Consider the following 21,556-nt stretch of genomic DNA (forward strand, 5'->3'; position numbering starts at 1 on the left):
GAACTATACATTTTATAGCTTCTGGGATTTGTGACTCATTTAGGATGCTCAGATGCAATAGGCGTGGTTATATTCTTACTCAAGCCATTTTAATTGTTTTGTATAAACTTTCGACAAATCTCTAAGGGGTATTTATGGCTAACCTAGAAATACTTGTTAGTGAATTGCCAACACTGATTCAGAGTTTAAAACTGACTATTGGCGATTCTAATAAAATCATGGAGCAAATTATCCTAATTAATAATGCTCAGGAACAGCTACGAAATATTAACAAATTAATTGCTCAACAATTGAGATTTGAGAACGTCAAAAATTCTGCGATCGCTACACTTCCTCGAATAATCACAGAAGCTACTTTATTTATACCTAGTCTGGGATTAGTAGATCCAGCTATCGCAGAAAGATTTAGGAATTCAGAAACTAAAATTTCCTTGACTGATTTACAATTAAAAATTGATGCTTGGATTGAATGGGGTTATTTTTTACAAGCAATAGCGACTGATATTCTTAGTGATATTAAATTAGTAAATCAACTAAATTCTGACATTATTAATTTAAGTATATCCAATAAATTTAAATTATTGAATCAGAGCTTACAAATTGACTTAGACTTGGGCAAAGCTAATATTTTGCAATATCAAATTGAAAAAATTAGCGATTATCAAAACCAATTATTACAGTTAAAACAAAAATTAAATTATATTTTTGATACTATTAAAAATAGTCGCAGTTTATTAAATATTTTATTAGGTGTATCAGCTTTTTACGGTAAATCTGGTTTCGCTTTAGAGTGGTTAGATGATGACCACGAATTAATTATATCGAGTCAAGGGAAATTTAAAGAATTGACCGATATTCTCAATGATTGTGATTTTTTCCAAGAACAAATTGCTGCTTTAATTATTCAGGGTGATGCTTTAAATCTACAGGCAGAACAAGCCTTGAAAAAGATTGAAGAGGAAAGTAGTAAAGAAGCAATTAGTAGCCAGAAAGTAGAAATATTACCAAAGTTTTCGACACCAAAAATAGTACGTTCAGTTTTGATTATCGCCTCAAGTTTATTAATCTTAACTTTTGGTGCTTTGAAAATTAGAGAGCAAAATCTAAGTTTAACTCAAGAAGGAAGTGCCATCGCCAACTTTAAATCTGTTCAAAAATTTGGTATGGAGGCTGCTTCTCTGGTTCAAAAGCCACCACATCCTCTAAAAGTCTGGCAGCAAGCAGAAACTAAATGGTATCAGGCAATAATTTTGTTAGATAAAATTCCTGCTAAAACATCAGTTTATTACCGGGCAAAGAAGAAATTAGCTTACTATCAAATTAATTATAAATCTATCAGTCAAAGAGTGTTAATTGAAAAGAAAGCCTTAGCAAACTTAGAATCAGCCCAAAAGCTAGCAATAGAAGCTAATTTATCTATTCAAAATTCACCTCATTCACAACTAAGTCGGCAGCAAGCACAAGATAAATGGCAGCAAGCAATTAATTTATTAGAAGCTATTCCAGAAAGTACGTCTGTTTCTGTACAAGCTAAAGAGATGCTTTCTATTTATAAAACTAATTATGCGGCGACTAGTCAGCAGTCCTAAATCATTTGTGAAAAATTAGATAGGATTGGTATTGCCCCTGCCATTACATACCCTAAATTACTACCTTTCATACATTTACCATCTGTCGCATTCTTTTTTCAAATTGGTATAACCTATACGTTAAAAAATAAAGAGGTAAATCGTCTTCTTTTGACGCTTCACCTCTCAACAATAGATAATTACAACTAACAATTATACCTTAGAACGGTCAGTCAAAATCTCATAACCAGTCTCTGTTACCAAAACTGTATGCTCAAATTGAGCCGACAAAGAATTATCCATCGTGACTGCTGTCCAACGGTCAGATAATGTCCGCGTGTGTCTAGAACCTGCATTTAAAATTGGCTCAATTGCCAGTGTCATCCCTGCCCGGAGTTTAACATTCGGCATCTCACGAGTACGATAGTTAAATACTGAAGGTTCTTCATGCAGGTTACGACCGACGCCGTGTCCAGTGAACTCTTCAACTATACTAAAGCCGTTAGATTTCACATGATCTTCAATTGCTCCAGCTAAGTCAAGCAGATATACACCAGCCTTAACTTGCTCAATGCCTTTATATAAAGCTTCTTCTGCTACGCGAATTAATTTAGCAGCTTCTTGCGTCACTTCACCGACAGCAATTGAAATGCAAGAATCACCATGAAAGCCTTGGTAATAAGCGCCCGTATCTACTTTTAATACATCCCCGACACGAATCACTTTCTTGGGGCTAGGAATGCCATGTACTGCTTCATTATTAATGCTGGAGCAAATAGAACCGGGAAAACCGTGATATCCTTTAAAACTCGGTGTTGCACCCATTTCGCGGATGCGCTTTTCTGCATAAGTATCCAAATCACCCGTAGTCATTCCTGGCTTTACTAGCTCGGAAATTTCTTTTAGGACAGTTGCTACAATTGTCGATGATTGCCGCATGATTTCAATTTCACGCGGCGATTTAATTTCAATTCCTCGGCGCTGTTTTTTCGCAGGTGCAGGTTGAGTCGCTTGAGAAAGTAAGTTACTGAAAATGTTCATGGGAAATTAATAATTACTAGTGGCTCTGACGCTGAAGTATCAATGCTTTCTCTAGGTTAATTGAGAAATAATATCTATAATTTAAGTTATTTTAATCTTTGATAGGGATTCTTCTATTTTGGGCGCTAATGTATATAGAATAACATATTTGCATACTCCTAATGTGTTGGATTTGAATCAAAAACGCCCTAAGTTATTTTTCACAACGCACTATGGAAGTTGGTACAGTTTTGTCTAAACTTGTGATGAATTGAGGGTTGAAATTTAAACGCAGAGCGGCACAAAGGTAAGCGCAAAGGTGCGCAGAGAATTTAATAAAATGTTGTTGTATTTAGCTCCATTATCTTTAATTTTTAATTCTTGATGGCAATTTATCCAGTCATACCTGCTTCTGTATATTCTGGTATTGTACAACGTAAGCCATAAGTACCAGATTTCAGAGGGACAAATACCGATTCGGCTTCAGGACTGGGCTTGAGTTCCAGTTCGTGAATGGCTCCTTTGATTTCTACTTTGCCTGCTTCAACTTTTTGTGTCCAGATGCCATCGGCAAAATCTTTAGCGGTAAAATAGTGCTTCAGTTGGCTGGGATTAGTAAGCCGTAGTTGATAGCGTTTGCCAACCTCAAATTCCAAATGATTTGGCTCAAACTTGAGTTTGTTAGCTGAATTACCCAAGCTAACTGTAATTTCTGTAGCTGGTTGCTTGAGCAAATCGCCAGACAAATTCGCCGCCATTGCTGGAGTAGCAGCGATGAAATTTAGAGCTAAAAGCATCGTTAATATAACGTAGTTACACTGTAATATTTGTATCTAATCAGCAAGTGTGAAAGTAAGGGATTTAATTACAATTTCGTAAAAATAGTTATAAATTTTCATCATTAATTCTCAAAAGGCAATGCTAATGAGCAAGAACAATTAATAGGTAGCGGGAAAAATCACTTTACCTATTCTTTATATTATCCATGCCCAGTGCCTATTTCTGCCTAATACTTTTCTCTGCTAACACAGATGGTCCAGCAGTAACGACTACGATTTGATCTGGATGGAGTAACTCATGAGCCGCCTGGTTAACTTGGGTAAGGGTGACTTTCTGGATTTTATCAGTGAAGGAGTGCAATTCTACTTTATCTAATCCGTATACCTCATTCATCAGAATTCTATCTGTTAATTCCTCTGGATTTGCCAGGGAAACGTTGTAGTTGCTGATGAGGGTGCGTTTAGCTGTTTCTACTTCTAGTGCAGTTACACCTTGTTGATGGATTTGCTGTAGCATCTGGCGGGTACTAGCGATCGCTTTACTGCTATCTTCAGGACTAGTTTGCATTTCTATCAAAAATGTGCCCGCATTTTTTCCAGCTTCAAAGGAGCTATAAATTCCATAGCTCAAACCTTGGCGATCGCGCACTTCTGCACCCAGTCTACTAGATAAGGTATCGCCTCCCAAAATCTGGTTCAATACTAAGGCTGCCTGAAACCGAGGATCATAACGGTTAATGCCTGTGTAACCCATATAAGTTACAGCTTGGACTTTATCTGGTAAAACTGGGTTGACACTGACTATTTTCTCCGGCATTGCCACCGAGGGATATTTTAATGTGGGTGCTTGACCGCTAACTTCCCAGTCTCCAAACTTATTGTGAATGAGCGATCGCACTTTGTCTAGATCAAAATCTCCCACCAGCGCTAGCACTGTTGTATCTGGACGATAATGTTTAGTTTTGAAATCAATCACATCCTGGCGCTGAATCTGCTGTAAACTCTCCTCTGTGGGAAAAGTATGTAAGGGATGTTTTTTCGGATAAATTGACTGAACAAATACTCTTCTAGCTACTTCTGATGGCTCATCTAATTCCTGTTGCAAATCAGTTAAGGTTTGTTGGCGATGCAGTTCCAACTCTTTGGTTGGAAAGGTACTATTTTTAACAACATCTGCCAATATCTCTAGGAGTATCGGCAAATCATCTGCTAAACTATCACCTTCGATATGCACACCTTCGCGGTAGGTTTGAAAGTCTAGACTTGCCCCTCGTTCTCCTAAGACTTTAGCAATAGTTAAAACATCCTTGTTCTTCGTGCCATTTAGCAAATTATCTGCCACAAAAGCAGCCAACCCAGCTTTATTATCTGGATCAAATTCTGTCCCAGCTTGAATATAGCCGCTCAAGGTAACTGTGGGAGTACTCCGATCGGGTAACAATAATATCCGCAATCCGTTGGTAAATTTAAATTCATCTGGTAAGACTTGGGGAATCGCATCTGTAGCCAAATCCACAGGCGGTAAGTACTTCATCACCTCAGAAAAAAGCACAGGTGCCCCAGGAGAGAAATTTTCTATAGTTTGGGCTGAGTCTGGTTTATCAGCAACTTCTGTTATCCGCTTCTGGGTTGGTTCAAAAAAGCCTACTGTCCGCGCTTCTTTTGTCAAGTATTTGTTAATGACAGCAACAACATCTGTCGGCTTCACCAGAGCAACAGCTGCTAAATAGCGATCTGTGTAGCGATAATCACCAACAGTTGTCTCATCAGTGCCCAATCGCATTGCTTGAGAGGTTATATCACGGTTACTCAAAATTACATCTGCTGTTAGTTGAGTTTTAGCTCGTTCTACTTCCTCAGATGTCACACCTTTTTCTGCTACATTAGCGATCGCACTACTCAACATTGAGTCAATTTTTTTCAAATCTTGTTTAGCTCCAGCCGTTACCAACACCTCATACCAGCCAGATTCTCGCAAACTGGTGACGGATGCTGTAACTTCACTAGCTAAACCTGATTCCACCAATACCTGATAAAGTCTAGAATTCCGTCCCTCTGTCAAGATGTAATCCATCACATCCAGCGCTGGAACATCCGGTTGATTTGCATCCGGTAGCGGATACACAACTTGTAACAGCCGCCCTGCTCCCGGTTCTCGCAATACTATGGGAGTGCTGTTAGCGGTAGCGGGGCGTTTAGCCCGTACTGTTAGCGGATAGCTAAGGTTTAGCCCGTGCTGAGTGCTGAGTGATGGAGATGAGGGAGAAATAACTCCTGCCTCCTGCCTCTTTGGTAATTTGCCAAATACTTCTTTAATTGTTTCGAGGGTGTTTGCAGTTTGAAAATCTCCAACAATCACTAAGACGGCATTATCGGGAGTGTAAAAATTGCGGTAATATTTTTCTACCTGCTCAACTTCAAATTTCTCGACATCAGCTTTAGTACCACCTACAGGCAACCCGTAAGCATGATTGGGAAACACCGCTTGCATGAGGGCGCGGTTGAGGCGATATTCTGGACTATTTTCGTAACCCTGTAACTCCGAAATTACTACCCGCTTTTCACTCGCTAATTGCTCCGGCTCAATCTGGGAATTTCGCATTCTGTCTGCTTCCAGCACCAAAAGCGCTTTCAGCTTGTTTCGTTCCACAGTACCGTAATATGCAGTTTGATCGTAGCTGGTGAAAGCATTGGAATCACTACCTAAAGCACTAAACAAACGTCCAAATTGAATTGGACGATTGCGAGTGCCTTTAAACATCATGTGTTCCAACTGGTGGGCAATGCCATTCACACCCGGTTCTTCGTTGCGTGAGCCAACCTTGTACCACACCTGCACCGTCACCACTGGCGCAGTATGCACTTCCTTTGTCAGGACAGTTAGACCATTCTCTAGCACTGTCTTGCGGACATTTTCTGTCAGTGTTGAGGGCATTATTCTTTTTGCTAGCAAGGTTGACTGATATTTTTCTTTATTAGATATAACTGGATGTTGGCTATGAGCAGGTCGTTCGCTCAACAAAAAAACTGCTACTAGCCATAAACTTAAAAGTAATAACGGCAAGGGATATTTATAAAATTTGGAAAATCCATACATGTATTTAGTAGATATATCTGTAAATTAAGTTACATAGTTATTTGGGTGAGTGAATATAGTTTAATCTGGCAAAAAAATCTGTGACTTCAGTAACAATGCAGAAAAACAATATATTAGCAACAAAGGTAATAAAAAAGCTAAATTACGGGAGTTTTGCTAAAACCCGAATGAATTCCAGAGGTAAGCCATCGGTATCGGCGATGAAAGCTACTTCGTAAATGCGATCGCCTATTTGCTGTTGTGTCGGCTCTAAAAGCACCTTCACCGGTTCTAATCCTTCGGTTTGACTATCAGCAGCTATAGATACACGTTCTTGTAAACTGGTCAACCAGCTAGGTAAATCTGGTGTAATCTCAGTTAAATCAAACGAGAGATGATAATATCCCACATAATGTTCGTCAGCAAAGGCATCTGGGGCTGGTTTTGGTTCGGGAATTTGGATTAGTTCAATTCTGCCGCCCAATCCTTCCATCCAGCAAGCTAGGGTGCAGCCTGTGGTAAAGCGTTCTGAGATTGTAAACCCTAAATGTTCGTAAAAAGCGATCGCTCGATGAATATTCGCAGTCCGAATAGAAGCGTGGTGCATAATTTGTCCTTTGTCAGTTGTCATTAGTCATTTGTCAAATGACCAATGACCAATGACCAATGACCAATGACCATTATTCAAATAACCTGAAATAAGGGTAGCGTACAGGGACACCAGGCTCTTTTTCCAAGTCAAAATTAATCACTTCCCAACAGGCATCATCTGAGGTATCGGGGCTAAACTCCACGGGTAAACCGTACAAACGCGCAGCAGTAGCTTCTGGTTGTCCAGAACGCCAAGGTGTGCTGCGTTCTAAGTAGCCACTCATCAATTCCTGATAGCGTCGAGCAATAATCACTCGTGTTGCTCGAAAGCCTTGGGTATAGAGCTTGTCTAATGCTTCGTGAATTTCAAAGCGGATACCATCAGGATGAGTATGTTGTCTATACCATTCATTATTCCACCTCCGCCAATGACGCCCTGATTGCAAATGGATTAACTCTCCATTTTTAGGATTAGCTTCAAACGCGCCATGACGCGGACACAAATAGGTATCTGTTAGTGTCAGCGCCGGAATAGTCTGGCGACAATGGGGACACTGTATTTCCGGCCCAAACATCGGGTACTGCAAACCTGGATTCATCATGAAGTGCGTACAAACATAATTTTGTCTTCACCAGCACTAGTGGGTTGGATTATACACTTCGGCTCAACCACTTTGGGTTACTTGCTCACTGCTGCATAGACACGGTGTTGCAGCAGGAACATTGTTCACTAGTGTTTTCCTCAGCGTAGAGGCTTGACGCTGTGATATCCTGGTTGTGCAACCAGCCTCAAAGGTTGGAGTTTCTCCAGTGTTCCTGGGTACCATATTCATATTCTATCGTGTCTACCGCTTCTTACTGGACATCTCCTGATTTTTCTCAAGCTGCCTTCATTGCGGACAATGCTGTTGTTATGGGTTCGGTAAATATAGCAACAGGAGTGAGCATTTGGTATGGAGCAGTGGTGAGGGGAGATGTAGAACAAATTGAAATTGGCGAATGCACCAATATTCAAGATGGTGCAATTCTACATGGTGACGCTGGTTTTCCAACAATTTTAGAAAATCATGTTACCGTAGGGCATCGCGCTGTAGTACATTCTGCTTACATTGAGCGTGGAAGTTTGATTGGTATTGGCGCAGTGATTTTAGATGGGGTACGAGTGGGCGCTGGTAGCATTATTGGTGCTGGCGCAGTGGTAACTAAAAATGTACCGCCTTTGTCCTTAGTTGTCGGTATTCCAGGTAAAGTGTTACGCCAAGTAACAGATGTTGAAGCCGCAGAACTGATTGAACACGCTAAACGTTACCAAAAGTTAGCTTTAGTTCATGCTGGTAAAGGTACTGATATTGGTTTTAAGAAGTCTTAAGGAGTAAGGACAAGGGGAATAACCAATGCCCAATACTTCGGCTTACCTCGGCTTCGCTCGGCACAAGTCGCTCAGTACAAGTGCCCCATAAATTAAATATTCTTTACATTTGTATTTGGAAAAATTGCCCACTTCAGCTAAAAATAAAAATGAGAGCTGTTGACAAAACTTTAATTTCTACTTAAGAGAGGGATTCTAGATATGGATATCGATTTTCGTATAGCGATCGTTTTAGCACCAGTTGTTATTGCCGCTAGCTGGGCAGTGTTTAATATTGGCGCTGCGGCTTTAAGACAAATTCAAGGCTTTTTTGATCGGGAAGCCTAAATTGATTAATCGGGCATGGGGCATTGGGCATTTCCCCCTGCTCCTCTACTCACCCATCTCCCTACTCCCCACTCCCCTTCTTTGGATATCGATTCTGTAATACAACTGCTGCAACGCTTTGGTGTCCATCTGGGACTTGATCGCATTGTCAATCTATTGGCAAATCTTGGCTATCCTCATCACCAAGTCCCAGTAATTCATATTGCTGGCACTAATGGCAAAGGTTCAGTTTGTGCCTATCTTTCCTCCGTACTCACTGAGGCTGGTTATCGTACAGGACGCTACACTTCCCCTCATTTAGTTGATTGGACGGAACGTATTTGTCTGAATGAACAGCAAATTTCCTCTGAGGAATTGAGTCAATTATTAGAAAAAGTCCAAGCGGCTATTCGCCCTGATGACGAATCGGCAACTCAGTTTGAAGTAATTACGGCTGCCGCTTGGTTATATTTTGCCCAGCAGCAAGTTGATGTGGCTGTGGTAGAAGTCGGACTAGGAGGGCGCTTAGATGCTACCAATGCCTGCTTGGAACCTCTGGTTACGCTGATTACTTCCATTAGCCGGGAACACTGGCAGCAACTTGGCCCTACCCTTGCTGATATTGCTAGAGAAAAAGCAGGTATTCTCAAATCTGGATGTCCCGTTGTGGTTGGGCCATTACCACCAGAGGCAGACCAAGTGGTGCGATCGCGTGCCTTAGAATTACAATGTCCAATTTTTACACCTCAACCCGCCCGTCAAATCGCTACAGGATGGGCAGAATATCAAAATATTCAAAATTCTAATTTAATTAAATATCCGTTGCCGTTAGCGGGACAGATTCAGTTAACTAATTCAGCTTTGGCTTTAGCTGCTTTAGAAATTCTCCAACAACAGGGTTGGCAGATTTCAGAAGAAGCCATAATTAACGGTATGGCAAAAACTAAATGGCCAGGGCGGATGCAATGGACTACTTGGAAAAACCATACATTATTACTTGATGGCGCTCATAATACCGCCGCCGCCGAAGTTCTTCGCCAGTATGTCGATAGCTTAGACGCAGTTAACCCTAAGCCCGTCAATTGGGTTATGGGAATGTTTGCCGATAAGGATCATACTGATATTTTTACCGCCTTACTGCGACCAAGCGATCGCCTTTTTTTAGTGCCAATACCAGTAGAACCTTGGCCTGGTAGAACTTCCGCTAATCTAGACTACTTATCAAACCTAGCTTACAGCCTCTGTCCCGAATTAAGCGATCGCCAAATCCATCCAGATTTATTCACAGCACTCGAAACCGCAACCTCAACCACTACCACAGACGATTTAATAATTGTGTGTGGTTCACTTTATTTAGTAGGCGATTTTTTAGCAACAGCTATATCTATAAATTCACTACAATAATTGTTGCAAATACTTAAGCCTTTCTTATATATGTAAGAGTAGTTGTTACAAAGGTTAAAGTGATTGCAGCAAATGATTATACATTTCTTGCAAATACTTAAGCCTTTCTTATATATGTAATAACATTTGCTGCAAATGTTCAAAGTTAAGACACTAATAGCATTTATTTTTGAAGATACGCCTATAGAATTTAGGCAAAACTACAAGCTGTAGCGGCAATTCATCTAGATCCATTCACAAAGCGTCTCGTAGAGAAGCGGCTTAAGGCAGGTGTTGGTGTATCATCACTCACACAAGTAATTTAAGTTTCATAGAAGAAAAATGCTCATTCTTGGAATGAAGCTGCGGGTAATTCTACTAGCTGCTGAGGATGAATGCTGTATCTACGCCCGCTGCAGGCATCGCTGTTGAGGTACAATTTTTCTTAGCTTGAATTTGTCACCTCGTAAGGGTGATGCCTACGCACATCTACACAACTGGTAATTGTAAGCCTTGTAATTCGTGATTAAACTTCCTAATTACGAATTACGTAGCTTGCTTGTTGCCTGCATACGAGTATTACGAATTACAAAGGGGACGCTGCACGAAAGCAGGTTTCAAAACTGGAATTTTTTGTGAGTCCGCACAGGCAAAAAGACTTTGTGTAGCCGCCAATTCCATTTACCAAGGCTCTCGACTTCCTAAATCACTACCAATACATGAGAAAATCATGGTTAATTCATCATTGAATCTCTCTGACCTCAACGGTGCTAACGGCTTCGCGATCAACGGTATCAATAGAGGTGACGAATCAGGCGTTTCTGTCAGTAGTGCTGGAGATGTCAACTCCGACGGCATCGCTGACCTAATTATCGGGGCATATTTTGCAAACCCTAACGGCTCCCTTTCAGGGCAGAGCTACGTGGTGTTTGGCAAGAGCACAGGCTTTAGCCCCCAACTCAACCTCTCTGACCTCAACGGCGCTAATGGCTTCGCGATCAACGGCATCAATAAAGGTGACGCCTCAGGCATTTCTGTCAGTAGTGCCGGAGATGTCAACTCCGACGGCATCGCTGACCTGATTATCGGGGCATTTGGAGCCAACCCCAATGGCTACTCGTCAGGGCAGAGCTACGTGGTATTTGGCAAGAGCACAGGATGGAGCGCCACTCTCAACCTCTCTGACCTCAACGGCGCTAACGGCTTCGCCATCAACGGCATCAATAAATATGACATTTTAGGTCGTTCTGTCAGCAGTGCCGGAGATGTTAACTCTGACGGCATCGCTGACTTGATTATCGGAGCATACCATGCCGACCCCAACGGCTCCAATTCAGGGCAAAGCTACGTGGTATTTGGTAAGAGGACAGGATGGAGCGCCACTCTCAACCTCTCTGACCTCAACGGCACTAACGGCTTCGCGATCAACGGCATCAATCAGGATGACTCCTCAGGCTTTTCTGTCAGCAGTGCCGGAGATGTCAACTCCGACGGCATCGCTGACCTGATTATCGGGGCACAGCGTGCCGACCCCAACGGCATCGCGTTAGGGCAGAGCTACGTGGTATTTGGCAAGAGCACAGGATGGAACGCCACTCTCAACCTCTCTGACCTCAACGGCGCTAACGGCTTCGCCATCAACGGCATCAATGAATATGACGAATCAGGCATTTCTGTCAGCAGTGCTGGAGATATTAACTCCGACGGTATCGACGACTTGATTATTGGGGCAAGATTTGCCGGCGCTAACGGCCTCGGGTCAGGGCAGAGCTACGTGGTATTTGGCAAGAGCACAGGATGGAGCGCCACTTTCAACCTCTCCGACCTTAACGGCGCTAACGGTTTTGCGATCAACGGCATCAATGAATATGACGAATCAGGCTTTTCTGTCAGCAGTGCCGGAGATGTCAACTCCGACGGCATCGACGACCTGATTATCGGGGCATCTGGAGCCGACCCCAATGGCTACTTATCTGGGCAAAGCTACGTGGTATTTGGCAAGAGCACAGGATGGAGCGCCACTCTCAACCTCTCTGACCTTAACGGTGCTAACGGCTTCATTATCAATGGCATCAGTTTATTGGACTGGTCAGGCAATTCTGTCAGCAGTGCCGGAGATGTCAACTCAGATGGCATCGCTGACCTGATTATCGGGGCACCAAAAGCCTCCCCCAACGACACCAATTCAGGAGGGCAGGCCTACGTGGTATTTGGTGGGAAGAATATAGGCAAGAGCAGCACCATTAACCTAACGGGAACTGCTGGTAAAGATACTCTTGTCGGCACAGACAGCAACAACATCATCGACGGCAATGCTGGGAACGACATTATTAATGGCTTCGGTGGTAATGACCTGTTGCGGGGTGGATTCGGCGATGATACTCTCACTGGTGGATTCGGCAATGATACTCTCGTTGGCGGTGCTGGCAATGACGTACTCACAGGTGGTACAAGTGCTGACAAATTCCTTTACAACACCGATGCTGCTTTTGCCCTGAGTGGTATTGGTGTAGATGCGATCGCTGACTTTAAGAGGTCCCAAGGCGATCAAATTATCCTAGATAAAACTACTTTTAGTGCGATCGCTTCAACTGCGGGAGCAAGTTTTAGTAACAGCACTGATTTTGAAATCACTTCTTCAGCAGGGACTAGCACGGCAAAAATTGTCTACGATCCTGTGAGTGGGCAGTTGTTCTACAATCAAAATGGCAGCGCGGCTGGTTTTGGTAGCGGTGGTCTATTTGCGACTCTAACAGGTGCGCCAACTCTTATGGCATTAGATTTTGTGGTGCAAGCGTAGTTTGTCCAAGACACCCTTTTTCAAACAGGACTTACGCAACTTGCCTAAGTTCTGACAATGTAAGCGTAAGTCTTACATCCATTTTCCGCCCCGGAATTCTTATATTTAGCTATTTATTTTTCGTTTGTTTCCTAACTCCTAGTACTGTTCCACTCTTGCGCCGCATCTTCTACAGCTTTATCTACAGTCTTCTGCCCTAACATTGCTGCTTGCAAGTTTTCGTAAACTGCCTTTTGCAGTTTGTTGAAATCCTTCAAGGTAGGGGTCAATATTTCTGCCTTTGGCAGTTCTTGAGCGCTCATAACTCGCGCTTTTTCTATTGTTGAAGCATTGGCTGGAATATCTTTAAAGTAACTATCAGACAATGCTTTGATTGTAGAAGGTAGAACATTTGCAGCTTTAGCAAAGGCTAACTGATTTTCGTCATTGGTGACAAATAAAGCAAACTTTACAGAGGCGTCTGGTTGTTTAGTGTTACGGGGAATAACCATATTCATCACCGCGACATTTTTCTTGCCTGTGTCACCAGTCAGTTGAGGGGCTATTGCCGTAGCTTCAGCAATTTTCGGGGCATTATTAGCGATCGTTTTCAGAAACTCTGGCCCAGAAGCGAGAAACGCCGTTTCTCCAGATTGATATAAATCGATCGCGTGGCGATGTCCTTGGGTTAAAGCCTCTTTAGGAAGCAACCCTTTTTTATACAAGTCTACCCAATACTGAAACGCAGCTTTCCCTGGTGCTGAATTAAACGCCGCTTTACCCTCAGCATCTATTAGAGTGACTCCCATTTGCACAAAAGATTCCAGCACTTCACCAGAATCTTGCGGTACGAAAGTCACAAAAAAGGCATATTTCCCCGTCTTATCTTTAATTTGTTGCGCTGCTTGTGCCAATTCTGCGTAGGTTGCAGGTGATTTATTGATACCTGCCTGTTTTAATAAATCAGTGTTATAAATGGTTAGCCGTGTGGTGAGATACCAAGGAATCCCAAAACTCTTGCCATTAAGCGTAGAAGATTCCCAGATATTCGGCAGATAGGAGGAACGTACATCGTTTGGGACTTTCGCATCTAAATCTAACCAGGCATTTCGTCCGGCAAGCTGAGAAGCAAAACCCGGATTCAAGTTAACTACATCAGGTGGCGTTTTTGCGGAGACAGCTGTTAATATTTTGTTCTCCATTGCCGCCCAAGGTACATCGACCCAGTTAATCTTTATACTTGGATTTTGCGATTCAAAATTCGCAATCAAGCTTTTGAAGTAGTCGGTAAATTGAGGTTGGAGTTGCATTGTCCAAAACTCAACAGTTCCCACTCCTGAAGTAGCTTGTTTTGTATTTGTATTAACATTACCTGTACTGCAACTTACAATCCAACTGGTTAATAAGCCAAGCAGTACCAAGGCAATAAGTTGTTTAGATTTTCGCAATTGAATCATTTTCCCAGTATTTATACGCTTGATCGGTGTGAAAAGCTTAGACAGAATTGTTGAGATTATAGGCTAAATAAATTACCCGTAAAGACGTAATATATAACGCCTTTACTGCAACAAATTTAAATTTTCAATTTAGCAGTCCAGCGGGCACAACTGTGGTAAAAAGCTTCAATAGTCTGTTTGGCAAATCGAAAAAAGGGGTAGGCATTGAACTTGCTCCCGAACGGGTAAATGTTGTTCAGCTACGCAAGCAGGGTCAAGGCTTGAAACTAGAAATCTATGCATCGGTAGCAGTTCCAGAAGGGATAGTTATCGATGGTCAAATCAGCGACCCTCCAGCAATGGCGCAATTAATCCAGCAAGCGCTAGCTGAGAGCAAAATCAAAACCTCTCGCGTTGCTACTGGTGTACCAGGACGAGATTCTATCGTTCGGATTATACCAGTGCCAGCAGAGTTAGATGATAAAGAACTGCGAGAAATGGTGCTGAACCATGAAGCAGGTTTGTATTTACCCTATCCTCGTGAAGAGGCTGATGTAGATTATCAGAAACTTGGGTACTTTGTAGATGAAGATGGCATTGAAAAAGTACATGTACTCCTAGTTGCCACCCGCAAGGAGATCACAGATACCTATATAAGTACATTCGAGCAGGCCGGATTACAAATTGATGTTTTAGAAATTAACAGTTTTGCTCTGATTCGGACTATTCGCGAACAACTGCGACAATTTGGCCCGCAAGAAGCAGCAGTACTAGTTGATATCGAGTTTGACAGTACAGAAATCGCCATCATCGTTAACGGAGTGCCACAATTTTCGCGCACAGTCCCAATCGGGACTTATCAAATGCAAACTGCCTTAGCAAGGGCAATGAGCTTACCTACATCACGAGATATGGAACTGTTACACGGAATGGTTATTCCTGCAACTCCCATAGACGGCGGTAAAACTGGCGTTACCGAACTCAATCCTGGCATGGCTGCCATATTGAGAGTCTTGGGAGAACTAACGGATGAACTGCGCCGTTCCATCGATTTTTACCTGAATCAAAGTGAAAATTTGGAGGTAGCGCAGATTTTATTAGCTGGGCCAGGAGGTGGACTTCAACAGCTAGATGAATTTTTTACCCAACGATTGAGCTTGCCAACTACCCAAATAGATCCAATCGGATCTTTGTCTTTGGAAGTGGACACAGATAAATATCCACAGGTACAACGCTCTGGCTTGGCGATTGTACTCGGTCTAGGAATGCGGGAGGTGTAATAAAATGTACAGCCTAGATGTTAACTTTCTTAAAGACCGTCCAGCATACCAGAAAAAGCCAGAGAGAAAGGGAGGAATAGCCCTAAAGTTTCCTACGGGAGATTTGACACTACTGTATGTGGGAGTTGCAGTAGGTGTAGGTCTTCCAGCTTTATTAGGAGTTGGTTGGTGGTTCCTGCAAGGGAAGATTGTTGAATTAGATGGTCAGATCGCACAACTAGACCAAGAAAGCAAGAGATTAGATACAGAAATAGGAAATCTTAACAATATCAAAGCCGAGACGAACGCAGTTAAAGGGGAAACCCAAGCTTTAGTAACTGTATTTGACCAGATTCGTCCTTGGTCAGCAATGTTGCAAGATTTGCGCGATCGCATCCCAATGGCAGTACAAATCGAGAACATTAAGCAAATCCCACCTATAGCGGTAGCAGCAGGTCAGCCACCAAATAATCCCGCAGGGGGATTAGAAATTAACGGATTGGCTCGTTCCTTTAATGATGTCAATGATTTCTTATTGAGTTTACAACAGTCTCAGTTTTTAAAGCCCACAGAAACCAGAATTCTGACAGCAACGTTAGTAGAGGCTCCCTTAACATCAAGTGCGAGTCAATCTTCTAATGATGTAATAATTAAGCCACCTCAAGTAGTTAAATACACTATTCAATCAAGTATGAACAACGTTCCAGCATCGGAATTAATTCGAGAGTTGGAAAAAAAAGGCACAGTGGGGTTAGTAACTCGAATTCGTAATATGCAACAAACAGGAGTCATTTCAAAATGACGCTGAGTGATGATTTAAATTTTGCCGAACAAGGTGGGGAATTCGATCCGGCAACGCCAGCCGCACCTGTGGTATTTGGTATTGCCTTTACACCAAAAATTATTGGGATCTTGGTGGGGGTAGTTGGTTTAGCGGGAGCAGCTTATATATTTTTAAACCTGCTGATGCCAGCTTGGGAAAGCTATCAGCAGCAGCAAGCCAAAAGCTCTGAACTGCAAGCGCAAATTGAGCAAAAAAAAGCCAATATCAAACAGATTGATAAAGTTAAAGACGAACTAGCACAGGCAAAGCAGCAAAAAGTTCAGGTTTTAAGTTTATTTGCTAACGAAAAAACCTTAGATACATTGCTATTGGATTTGAACCGCTTAATTGAGTCTGGCAATACTGCAACTTCTATTAATGCAGTAAAAGCCAAACTGAAGAAATATGTGCCGATTTCCCAAAAACCAGAACCGATTACCGATGGAAGTCTGGGAGAACAGGTTAACGGCAAGCTGCAACGCAGTACTATCAGCGCTGAGATTACAGCAACTTATGAACAAACACAATCGATAATTCGTAACATTGAGCGGTTACAGCCTTTGTTAATGGTTAAAGATTATCAAGCAACTTTAGCTCCAGCAGAAACAAGATCCCCATTAGATAAAACGCCGATGCAAGTAGGTCCTGCAGCGATTAATACATCATTCCAGTTACAGGTATTGATGCCACTTAGTCCAGAAGAAATAGCAGCAGCTAAAGCTGCCCCGAAAAAGTAGTCAAATTAGAGCTAGGACGAATAGAATTAGCGGCTACACAAGCGTAGACAAAGCCTTCTTGCAGACTAAGGAAATATTGAGGGTTTTGAAACTCACGTTTGCCCTTGGCGTTCTCACAAGGTTGGTGGGTAAAGTCTCGTGTAGTCAAGCCAGTGCAATCTTCTCCAAAAAGGAGAGGCTAACGCCAATAGGGTTTCCCTCATAAGCAATTGGCGTGTGGTTTCTAACCGCCTACTCAAAATTGTTTGTAAACAAAGTTTTATAAGGTGAGGAATGAACTGTGAAACAGCTTCACGGTAATAGTTTTATTTTAGGTACTGCCGCTTTTGTATTTTTGGCAGCTCAACCAGTTTGGGCACAAATTAGTCAAGTTACTAATGTCCAGTTAAATCCAGTTAATGGTGGAATTAACGTCGCCTTGAAAACTTCTTCCGGGTCGCGCCCCCAAGTTTTCACTACAAAAAGAGGCAAGGCTTTAGTTGCAGATGTTATCAACACTCAATTACGATTACCACAAGGTAATCGTTTTCGTCAAGATAACCCAGCACCAGGAATTGCGTCTGTTGAGGTTAGTCAGCTTGATGCTAATAGTATTCGGGTAACGGTAACTGGGAGCAACAATGCACCTAGCAGTCAACCCGTGATGCGATCGCCAAATGGAATTACACTTAGCTTTAGCCCATCTGCTGGCACTATAGCATCAGCGCCAACGCCAACAACCCCAACAGCCCCAATATCCACAGCACCACCTGTTACTACTCCAGCCCAACCTGGTCAAAATCCAGGTGTTCTCGTTCCTAACCCGCAAGTCACCATTGACGGACAACCTACACAAGCTGCTGGTCCAGGTCAACCTCTGAGTCAGGCTCCACCATTCTTACCTCGAGCCGTCGCTCCACCAGTGGGAGATATTGCTATTTCCGCTACCGATGCTTCTCCTAGCACCGTTGACTTAGCAACTCAGGAACGTGTACCTCGTTTAGTACTGCGAGATGCCCCAGTACGTGAGGTTTTATCATTGCTTGCTCGTGCTGCTGGTTTGAACTTGGCTTACGTAGGAGGTGAGCAAGGTGCCGCTGCTAATGCACCAGCAGTTTCTCAAACAATCTCGCTAGATATAGAAAATGAGCCAGTGCAAGATGTGTTTAACTACGTTTTGCGCCTGAGTGGTTTAGAAGCTAATCGCAGTGGTCGTACAGTTTTTGTCGGGGCTAAACTACCTAATGCGACCCGTGATATGGTTATGCGTAGTATGCGACTCAATCAGGTAACGGTGGGAACCGCTCTGAATTTTTTGGTTGGCTTAGGAGCAGAAAGTGCCGTCAGCCGCGAACGACAAGTTACCAGTGTTAGTGCCGTAGCCGTGGGTAATACGGCTGCTCCCATCACCCAAACTCAGACGACTACGGAAACCAGACTAGAAACCCAACGCGCTAATTTTCAAGACTCTAGTCCATTACTAAGAGGTTTACAAGCATTAGGAGACGAGCGCACCAATTCGCTGACCTTAATTGGTCCTCCTAGACTGATTGAGATTGCGATGGCTCAACTAACTCAGCTTGATATCCGCCGTCGTCAAGTGGTAGTCAACGTCAAGATTATTGATGTCAACCTTTCGAACATTCAGGACTACAACACTAGCTTTTCTTTTGGGGTTGGTAACAACTACTTTAGCAATGATGGTGGTGTCGCAACTCTAAATTTTGGTGGTGCTAGACCAGCTACTGGTGATGAAGCGAGAACTAGCTTGACTAGTACACCAATCGTCAATAATATCGCTAGCACTATTGCAGCGCCGATACGACTTACCAAAAGTCTTCTTACTAGTTTGCAGGCTCAGATTACAAATGGCAATGCCAAGATTTTGACTGACCCAACCTTAATTGTCCAAGAAGGTCAGCAGGCTCTGGTCAATCTGACTCAAGAAGTAGTGGGAAATATAACCCTCGAAACAACAGATACTTCTGGTGGTTCTAGGACAGAAAGAACAATTGAGAAACAAAAAGTTGGCTTAACCTTGAGTTTAAAAATTGAGCGGATTGATGATAATGGGTTCGTTTCTCTATCGGTTGCTCCTACTGTCAGCGCTCCTTCCGCCTCACAAGATACAGGAAATGGACAAATTGTTTTAGTGTCTGAGCGCTCTCTTACTTCTGGCTTAATTCGCTTACGAGATGGTCAGACACTAATCCTGAGTGGTATAATTCAAGACCAAGACCGAACAGCTGTCTCCAAAATTCCTATCTTAGGCGATCTTCCACTGATTGGTTCGTTATTTAGAAGTACAAATAGACAGAACCAGCGTCAAGAGGTGATTGTGTTACTCACACCTCAGATTATGGATGACTCTGAGAACTCCTCCTACGGCTATAACTACGCCCCCAGCCCCGAAGTGCGGCAAATTCTTGAGCGTCGGGGGTTGAAGGTTCCTGGCAGGTAATTAAAGATAACGAATAAGTGAGTCATTTCTGCTAAAGGCTCAGATCCCTGACTTCTTAAAAAAGTCGGGGATTTTCTTGTTCACAAGTAGGATTAAGTTTAAATGTCATTCTAGAATAAAAATACTCAATCATAATAAAGGTAACAGTAGTGGGTAAATACTAATGAGTTCAGAACAAAAGTTATTAACAAAGTGGCGTTCTCTTCCACAAGAAAAACAAAAATAAGTTTTAGATTTTGTTGAATTTATTGGTTTGAAAAACTCTGCAAATAAAATCCCTTTGGGCGAACGTTTGCAGCAAATTCGTACTAAGCATTGTTGCTTCTGGTAAACATTTATTAGATGAAGATGAAATTGAAAAAGAACTTGCCAGTCGCAGAGGTGGGCTACAGGGTAGACAAGAATGAAAATAACTTATAGCAGAATACAGAATACAGAATTCAGGAGTAAAACACGCTTTATACCTGGATAACAGACTTAGCTTATGTACCTCACCAACTTGAAATCTGCTGTCTATTGAGTTTTCAGATTGTCAGCCAAGATTCAACAGATAATGTTCTGACTTGTTTAATACGCTGAAAGTCGCTATTGGCTGAGACAATAATGAGATTTTGTTGCAGAGCAATAGCAGCAATCCACAAGTCATTTTCACCAAAACCTAAATCAGTTATTTTAGTTTTTCTGCGTTTACTTTTTTCTTTTGGTGCAAATTGATTGAATAAAGCAGCTTTGAGTTGACCATAAATATTAGCAGTTTGCTGATCAATATTGTAAATATAAATACCTCTAATCAAATTTTGTACTAATGCTAAATTAATTTGTTGTTTTTGAGAACGTGCTGCCATATCTATTAATTCTCCCTGCACAATGACACAAGTTGAAACTAGACTGTTTTCAATCTCAGCAAGGCGACTTAATATATTGACATTACCTAAAATAGCTAGACTACAGTGATTTATATCGATTAGGTACATTATTGAAAAGGATTATCTTCATTAAACTCTGCTTGACCACGGCTAGCAATTACTAGCTTCAGACATTCCTCTAAGTCGTCACCTTCCCAAGTACCTATAGTTTTCAAATGTTCTAGAAGTGAGCTTCCTGTGGAATGAACAGTAGTATGACTAGCAAATTCTACTTGATGTTCTGTTAGTTGCACTTGGGTTTGCTTTGTTTTAAAAAACGTAAAAAATTAAGCGTTTCAGTCAAAAGTGCATCTGGTGTTGATTCAATTTCTTCGATAAGTTGTTCTTTTATTTTCATATTCACGCCTCTTTAAGTGACATTTTTTAGTAATTTAAAATAGCAAGTATGGTTGTGGCTACGTTGGTAGACCTCCAGCTTGAAAAATATGTTCGGCTGTTAAATTCAATTCCGGGAAAGTAGGCGAGACGATGCGTTGTTTACCGCCGCAGGCATCGCTGCCTCTAAATTGAGTAACTTGGTATTCACCATCGATTAATTGATAAATAGATATAGTAGGCTGTTTGGGGTTGCCAGTGAACTTTTTAGCGCCTAGACCAAGATAATCTACAACCCAGTATTCAGGAATTCCAATACCTTCATACTTACCCTGTTTTGTATAGTAGTCATCATCCCAGTTGGTACTAACAACCTCAACTACTAAGGGAATTGATGCTGCAAGGCTTACAGTTGATTCTTTTTTCCATAGCGGCTCATTTATCAAATTAGGGCGATTGAGTAATAGCACATCTGGGGAATAGGCAGATTCCGAATTAGTTGGTTTAATGAGCGCAGTTTTGGGGATTGTATAAGGTAGACCATTACGAACGTACTCAATAGCAATTTTTTCAACCAGAAAGCCAACAATATCCTCATGGTCTCCTACTGGTTGTGCCATTTCAACAATCACTCCATCATGTAATTCATATCTTCCACCTTCGGGTCGCCACGCTGCAAAATCTTCAAAGGTTACTAGTTTTGTTATAGCTTGAGTCATAATCTATCACCCCTAGTAGTAGTTTCGATC

General features: G+C 42.1%; 19 protein-coding genes and 1 pseudogene. 10 read left to right on the forward strand and 10 right to left on the reverse strand.

Annotation, left to right across the window (positions count from 1 at the left end):
• Positions 1 to 134: 134 nt before the first annotated feature.
• Positions 135 to 1,589: a hypothetical protein gene (locus tag V7K60_RS16030; RefSeq protein WP_334926841.1), complete on the forward strand. Its 1,455-nt coding sequence runs from the start codon at positions 135 to 137 to the stop codon at positions 1,587 to 1,589.
• Positions 1,590 to 1,781: 192 nt separating this feature from the next.
• Here the strand turns inward: V7K60_RS16030 and map are convergent, their stop codons facing one another.
• The 5 genes from map to V7K60_RS16055 form a co-directional block, all read right to left on the reverse strand.
• Positions 1,782 to 2,609, reverse strand: a complete 828-nt coding sequence (map, locus tag V7K60_RS16035) for a type I methionyl aminopeptidase (RefSeq protein WP_334926842.1) — start codon at positions 2,607 to 2,609, stop codon at positions 1,782 to 1,784.
• Between the two features lie 371 nt (positions 2,610 to 2,980).
• Entirely contained in the window at positions 2,981 to 3,385 is a 405-nt protein-coding gene (locus V7K60_RS16040; protein ID WP_334926843.1) for a copper-binding protein, read from the reverse strand.
• A 199-nt stretch (positions 3,386 to 3,584) separates the two neighbouring features.
• Entirely contained in the window at positions 3,585 to 6,464 is a 2,880-nt protein-coding gene (locus V7K60_RS16045; protein WP_334926844.1) for a M16 family metallopeptidase, read from the reverse strand.
• A 142-nt stretch (positions 6,465 to 6,606) separates the two neighbouring features.
• A complete protein-coding gene (locus V7K60_RS16050) occupies positions 6,607 to 7,050 on the reverse strand; it encodes a VOC family protein (protein WP_334926866.1) in 444 nt (147 codons plus the stop codon).
• A gap of 73 nt (positions 7,051 to 7,123) precedes the next feature.
• Positions 7,124 to 7,633 (reverse strand): TIGR02652 family protein, encoded by a 510-nt coding sequence (locus V7K60_RS16055; RefSeq protein WP_442939936.1) that lies wholly within the window; start codon positions 7,631 to 7,633, stop codon positions 7,124 to 7,126.
• A 242-nt stretch (positions 7,634 to 7,875) separates the two neighbouring features.
• Between V7K60_RS16055 and V7K60_RS16060 the strand changes: the two genes are divergently transcribed.
• The 3 genes from V7K60_RS16060 to V7K60_RS16070 all read left to right on the forward strand — a co-directional run bounded on the left by V7K60_RS16060 (position 7,876) and on the right by V7K60_RS16070 (position 10,113).
• Positions 7,876 to 8,403: a gamma carbonic anhydrase family protein gene (locus V7K60_RS16060; RefSeq protein WP_334926845.1), complete on the forward strand. Its 528-nt coding sequence runs from the start codon at positions 7,876 to 7,878 to the stop codon at positions 8,401 to 8,403.
• A gap of 201 nt (positions 8,404 to 8,604) precedes the next feature.
• Entirely contained in the window at positions 8,605 to 8,730 is a 126-nt protein-coding gene (locus V7K60_RS16065; RefSeq protein ID WP_334815914.1) for a photosystem II protein Y, read from the forward strand.
• A gap of 81 nt (positions 8,731 to 8,811) precedes the next feature.
• Positions 8,812 to 10,113: a bifunctional folylpolyglutamate synthase/dihydrofolate synthase gene (locus V7K60_RS16070; RefSeq protein WP_334926867.1), complete on the forward strand. Its 1,302-nt coding sequence runs from the start codon at positions 8,812 to 8,814 to the stop codon at positions 10,111 to 10,113.
• 660 nt (positions 10,114 to 10,773) lie between these two features.
• On the opposite strand, the gene V7K60_RS16075 is transcribed toward V7K60_RS16070, so the two are convergent.
• Positions 10,774 to 10,950 carry a hypothetical protein gene (locus tag V7K60_RS16075; protein ID WP_334926869.1) on the reverse strand — a complete coding sequence of 59 codons (177 nt, stop codon included), beginning with the start codon at positions 10,948 to 10,950 and terminating at the stop codon, positions 10,774 to 10,776.
• On the opposite strand from V7K60_RS16075, the pseudogene V7K60_RS16080 reads away from it, so the two are divergent.
• Together V7K60_RS16080 and V7K60_RS16090 are read left to right on the forward strand one after the other, a co-directional pair.
• Positions 10,949 to 11,608 (forward strand): annotated as a pseudogene (locus V7K60_RS16080) (integrin alpha); the annotation flags it as partial. The gene V7K60_RS16075 and the pseudogene V7K60_RS16080 sit on opposite strands and share 2 nt — an antisense overlap.
• 45 nt (positions 11,609 to 11,653) lie before the next feature.
• Positions 11,654 to 12,892, forward strand: coding sequence for a hypothetical protein (locus V7K60_RS16090; RefSeq protein WP_334926868.1), 1,239 nt, complete (start codon positions 11,654 to 11,656; stop codon positions 12,890 to 12,892).
• A 131-nt stretch (positions 12,893 to 13,023) separates the two neighbouring features.
• On the opposite strand, the gene V7K60_RS16095 is transcribed toward V7K60_RS16090, so the two are convergent.
• Entirely contained in the window at positions 13,024 to 14,328 is a 1,305-nt protein-coding gene (locus tag V7K60_RS16095) for an ABC transporter substrate-binding protein (RefSeq protein WP_334926846.1), read from the reverse strand.
• A 152-nt stretch (positions 14,329 to 14,480) separates the two neighbouring features.
• Between V7K60_RS16095 and pilM the strand changes: the two genes are divergently transcribed.
• The 4 genes from pilM (at position 14,481) to V7K60_RS16115 (ending at position 19,566) form a co-directional block, all read left to right on the forward strand.
• Positions 14,481 to 15,587 (forward strand): type IV pilus biogenesis protein PilM, encoded by a 1,107-nt coding sequence (gene pilM, locus V7K60_RS16100; RefSeq protein WP_334926847.1) that lies wholly within the window; start codon positions 14,481 to 14,483, stop codon positions 15,585 to 15,587.
• A gap of 4 nt (positions 15,588 to 15,591) precedes the next feature.
• The gene (locus tag V7K60_RS16105) at positions 15,592 to 16,368 is read left to right on the forward strand and encodes a PilN domain-containing protein (protein ID WP_334926848.1); all 777 of its coding nucleotides are present in this window, start codon (positions 15,592 to 15,594) and stop codon (positions 16,366 to 16,368) included.
• Positions 16,365 to 17,126 (forward strand): pilus assembly protein PilO, encoded by a 762-nt coding sequence (locus tag V7K60_RS16110; protein ID WP_334926849.1) that lies wholly within the window; start codon positions 16,365 to 16,367, stop codon positions 17,124 to 17,126. Before V7K60_RS16105 ends, V7K60_RS16110 begins: the two co-directional genes overlap by 4 nt.
• Positions 17,127 to 17,406: 280 nt before the next feature.
• Entirely contained in the window at positions 17,407 to 19,566 is a 2,160-nt protein-coding gene (locus V7K60_RS16115) for an AMIN domain-containing protein (RefSeq protein ID WP_334926850.1), read from the forward strand.
• A 524-nt stretch (positions 19,567 to 20,090) separates the two neighbouring features.
• On the opposite strand, the gene V7K60_RS16120 is transcribed toward V7K60_RS16115, so the two are convergent.
• The 3 genes from V7K60_RS16120 to V7K60_RS16130 form a co-directional block, all read right to left on the reverse strand.
• Positions 20,091 to 20,540, reverse strand: coding sequence for a type II toxin-antitoxin system VapC family toxin (locus V7K60_RS16120; RefSeq protein WP_334926851.1), 450 nt, complete (start codon positions 20,538 to 20,540; stop codon positions 20,091 to 20,093).
• The gene (locus V7K60_RS16125; RefSeq protein WP_334926852.1) at positions 20,540 to 20,725 is read right to left on the reverse strand and encodes a hypothetical protein; all 186 of its coding nucleotides are present in this window, start codon (positions 20,723 to 20,725) and stop codon (positions 20,540 to 20,542) included. The genes V7K60_RS16120 and V7K60_RS16125 overlap by 1 nt, the downstream gene beginning before the upstream one ends.
• 162 nt (positions 20,726 to 20,887) lie before the next feature.
• Positions 20,888 to 21,526, reverse strand: coding sequence for a Uma2 family endonuclease (locus tag V7K60_RS16130; protein WP_334926853.1), 639 nt, complete (start codon positions 21,524 to 21,526; stop codon positions 20,888 to 20,890).
• Between the last annotated feature and the right edge of the window lie 30 nt (positions 21,527 to 21,556).

The sequence above is a fragment of the Nostoc sp. genome (assembly GCF_036917555.1).
GTDB lineage: Bacteria > Cyanobacteriota > Cyanobacteriia > Cyanobacteriales > Nostocaceae > Nostoc.

What these genes read in the sequence shown, in the direction of transcription:
- V7K60_RS16065 (WP_334815914.1), top strand. Translation starts at nt 8,605, where the DNA reads ATGGATATCGATTTTCGTATAGCGATCGTTTTAGCACCAGTTGTTATT.
- V7K60_RS16040 (WP_334926843.1), bottom strand. Translation starts at nt 3,385, where the DNA reads ATGCTTTTAGCTCTAAATTTCATCGCTGCTACTCCAGCAATGGCGGCG.
- map (WP_334926842.1), bottom strand. Translation starts at nt 2,609, where the DNA reads ATGAACATTTTCAGTAACTTACTTTCTCAAGCGACTCAACCTGCACCT.
- V7K60_RS16075 (WP_334926869.1), bottom strand. Translation starts at nt 10,950, where the DNA reads ATGCCGTCGGAGTTGACATCTCCAGCACTACTGACAGAAACGCCTGAT.
- V7K60_RS16030 (WP_334926841.1), top strand. Translation starts at nt 135, where the DNA reads ATGGCTAACCTAGAAATACTTGTTAGTGAATTGCCAACACTGATTCAG.
- V7K60_RS16045 (WP_334926844.1), bottom strand. Translation starts at nt 6,464, where the DNA reads ATGTATGGATTTTCCAAATTTTATAAATATCCCTTGCCGTTATTACTT.
- V7K60_RS16110 (WP_334926849.1), top strand. Translation starts at nt 16,365, where the DNA reads ATGACGCTGAGTGATGATTTAAATTTTGCCGAACAAGGTGGGGAATTC.
- V7K60_RS16095 (WP_334926846.1), bottom strand. Translation starts at nt 14,328, where the DNA reads ATGATTCAATTGCGAAAATCTAAACAACTTATTGCCTTGGTACTGCTT.
- V7K60_RS16120 (WP_334926851.1), bottom strand. Translation starts at nt 20,540, where the DNA reads ATGTACCTAATCGATATAAATCACTGTAGTCTAGCTATTTTAGGTAAT.
- V7K60_RS16105 (WP_334926848.1), top strand. Translation starts at nt 15,592, where the DNA reads ATGTACAGCCTAGATGTTAACTTTCTTAAAGACCGTCCAGCATACCAG.
- V7K60_RS16055 (WP_442939936.1), bottom strand. Translation starts at nt 7,633, where the DNA reads ATGAATCCAGGTTTGCAGTACCCGATGTTTGGGCCGGAAATACAGTGT.
- V7K60_RS16130 (WP_334926853.1), bottom strand. Translation starts at nt 21,526, where the DNA reads ATGACTCAAGCTATAACAAAACTAGTAACCTTTGAAGATTTTGCAGCG.
- V7K60_RS16050 (WP_334926866.1), bottom strand. Translation starts at nt 7,050, where the DNA reads ATGCACCACGCTTCTATTCGGACTGCGAATATTCATCGAGCGATCGCT.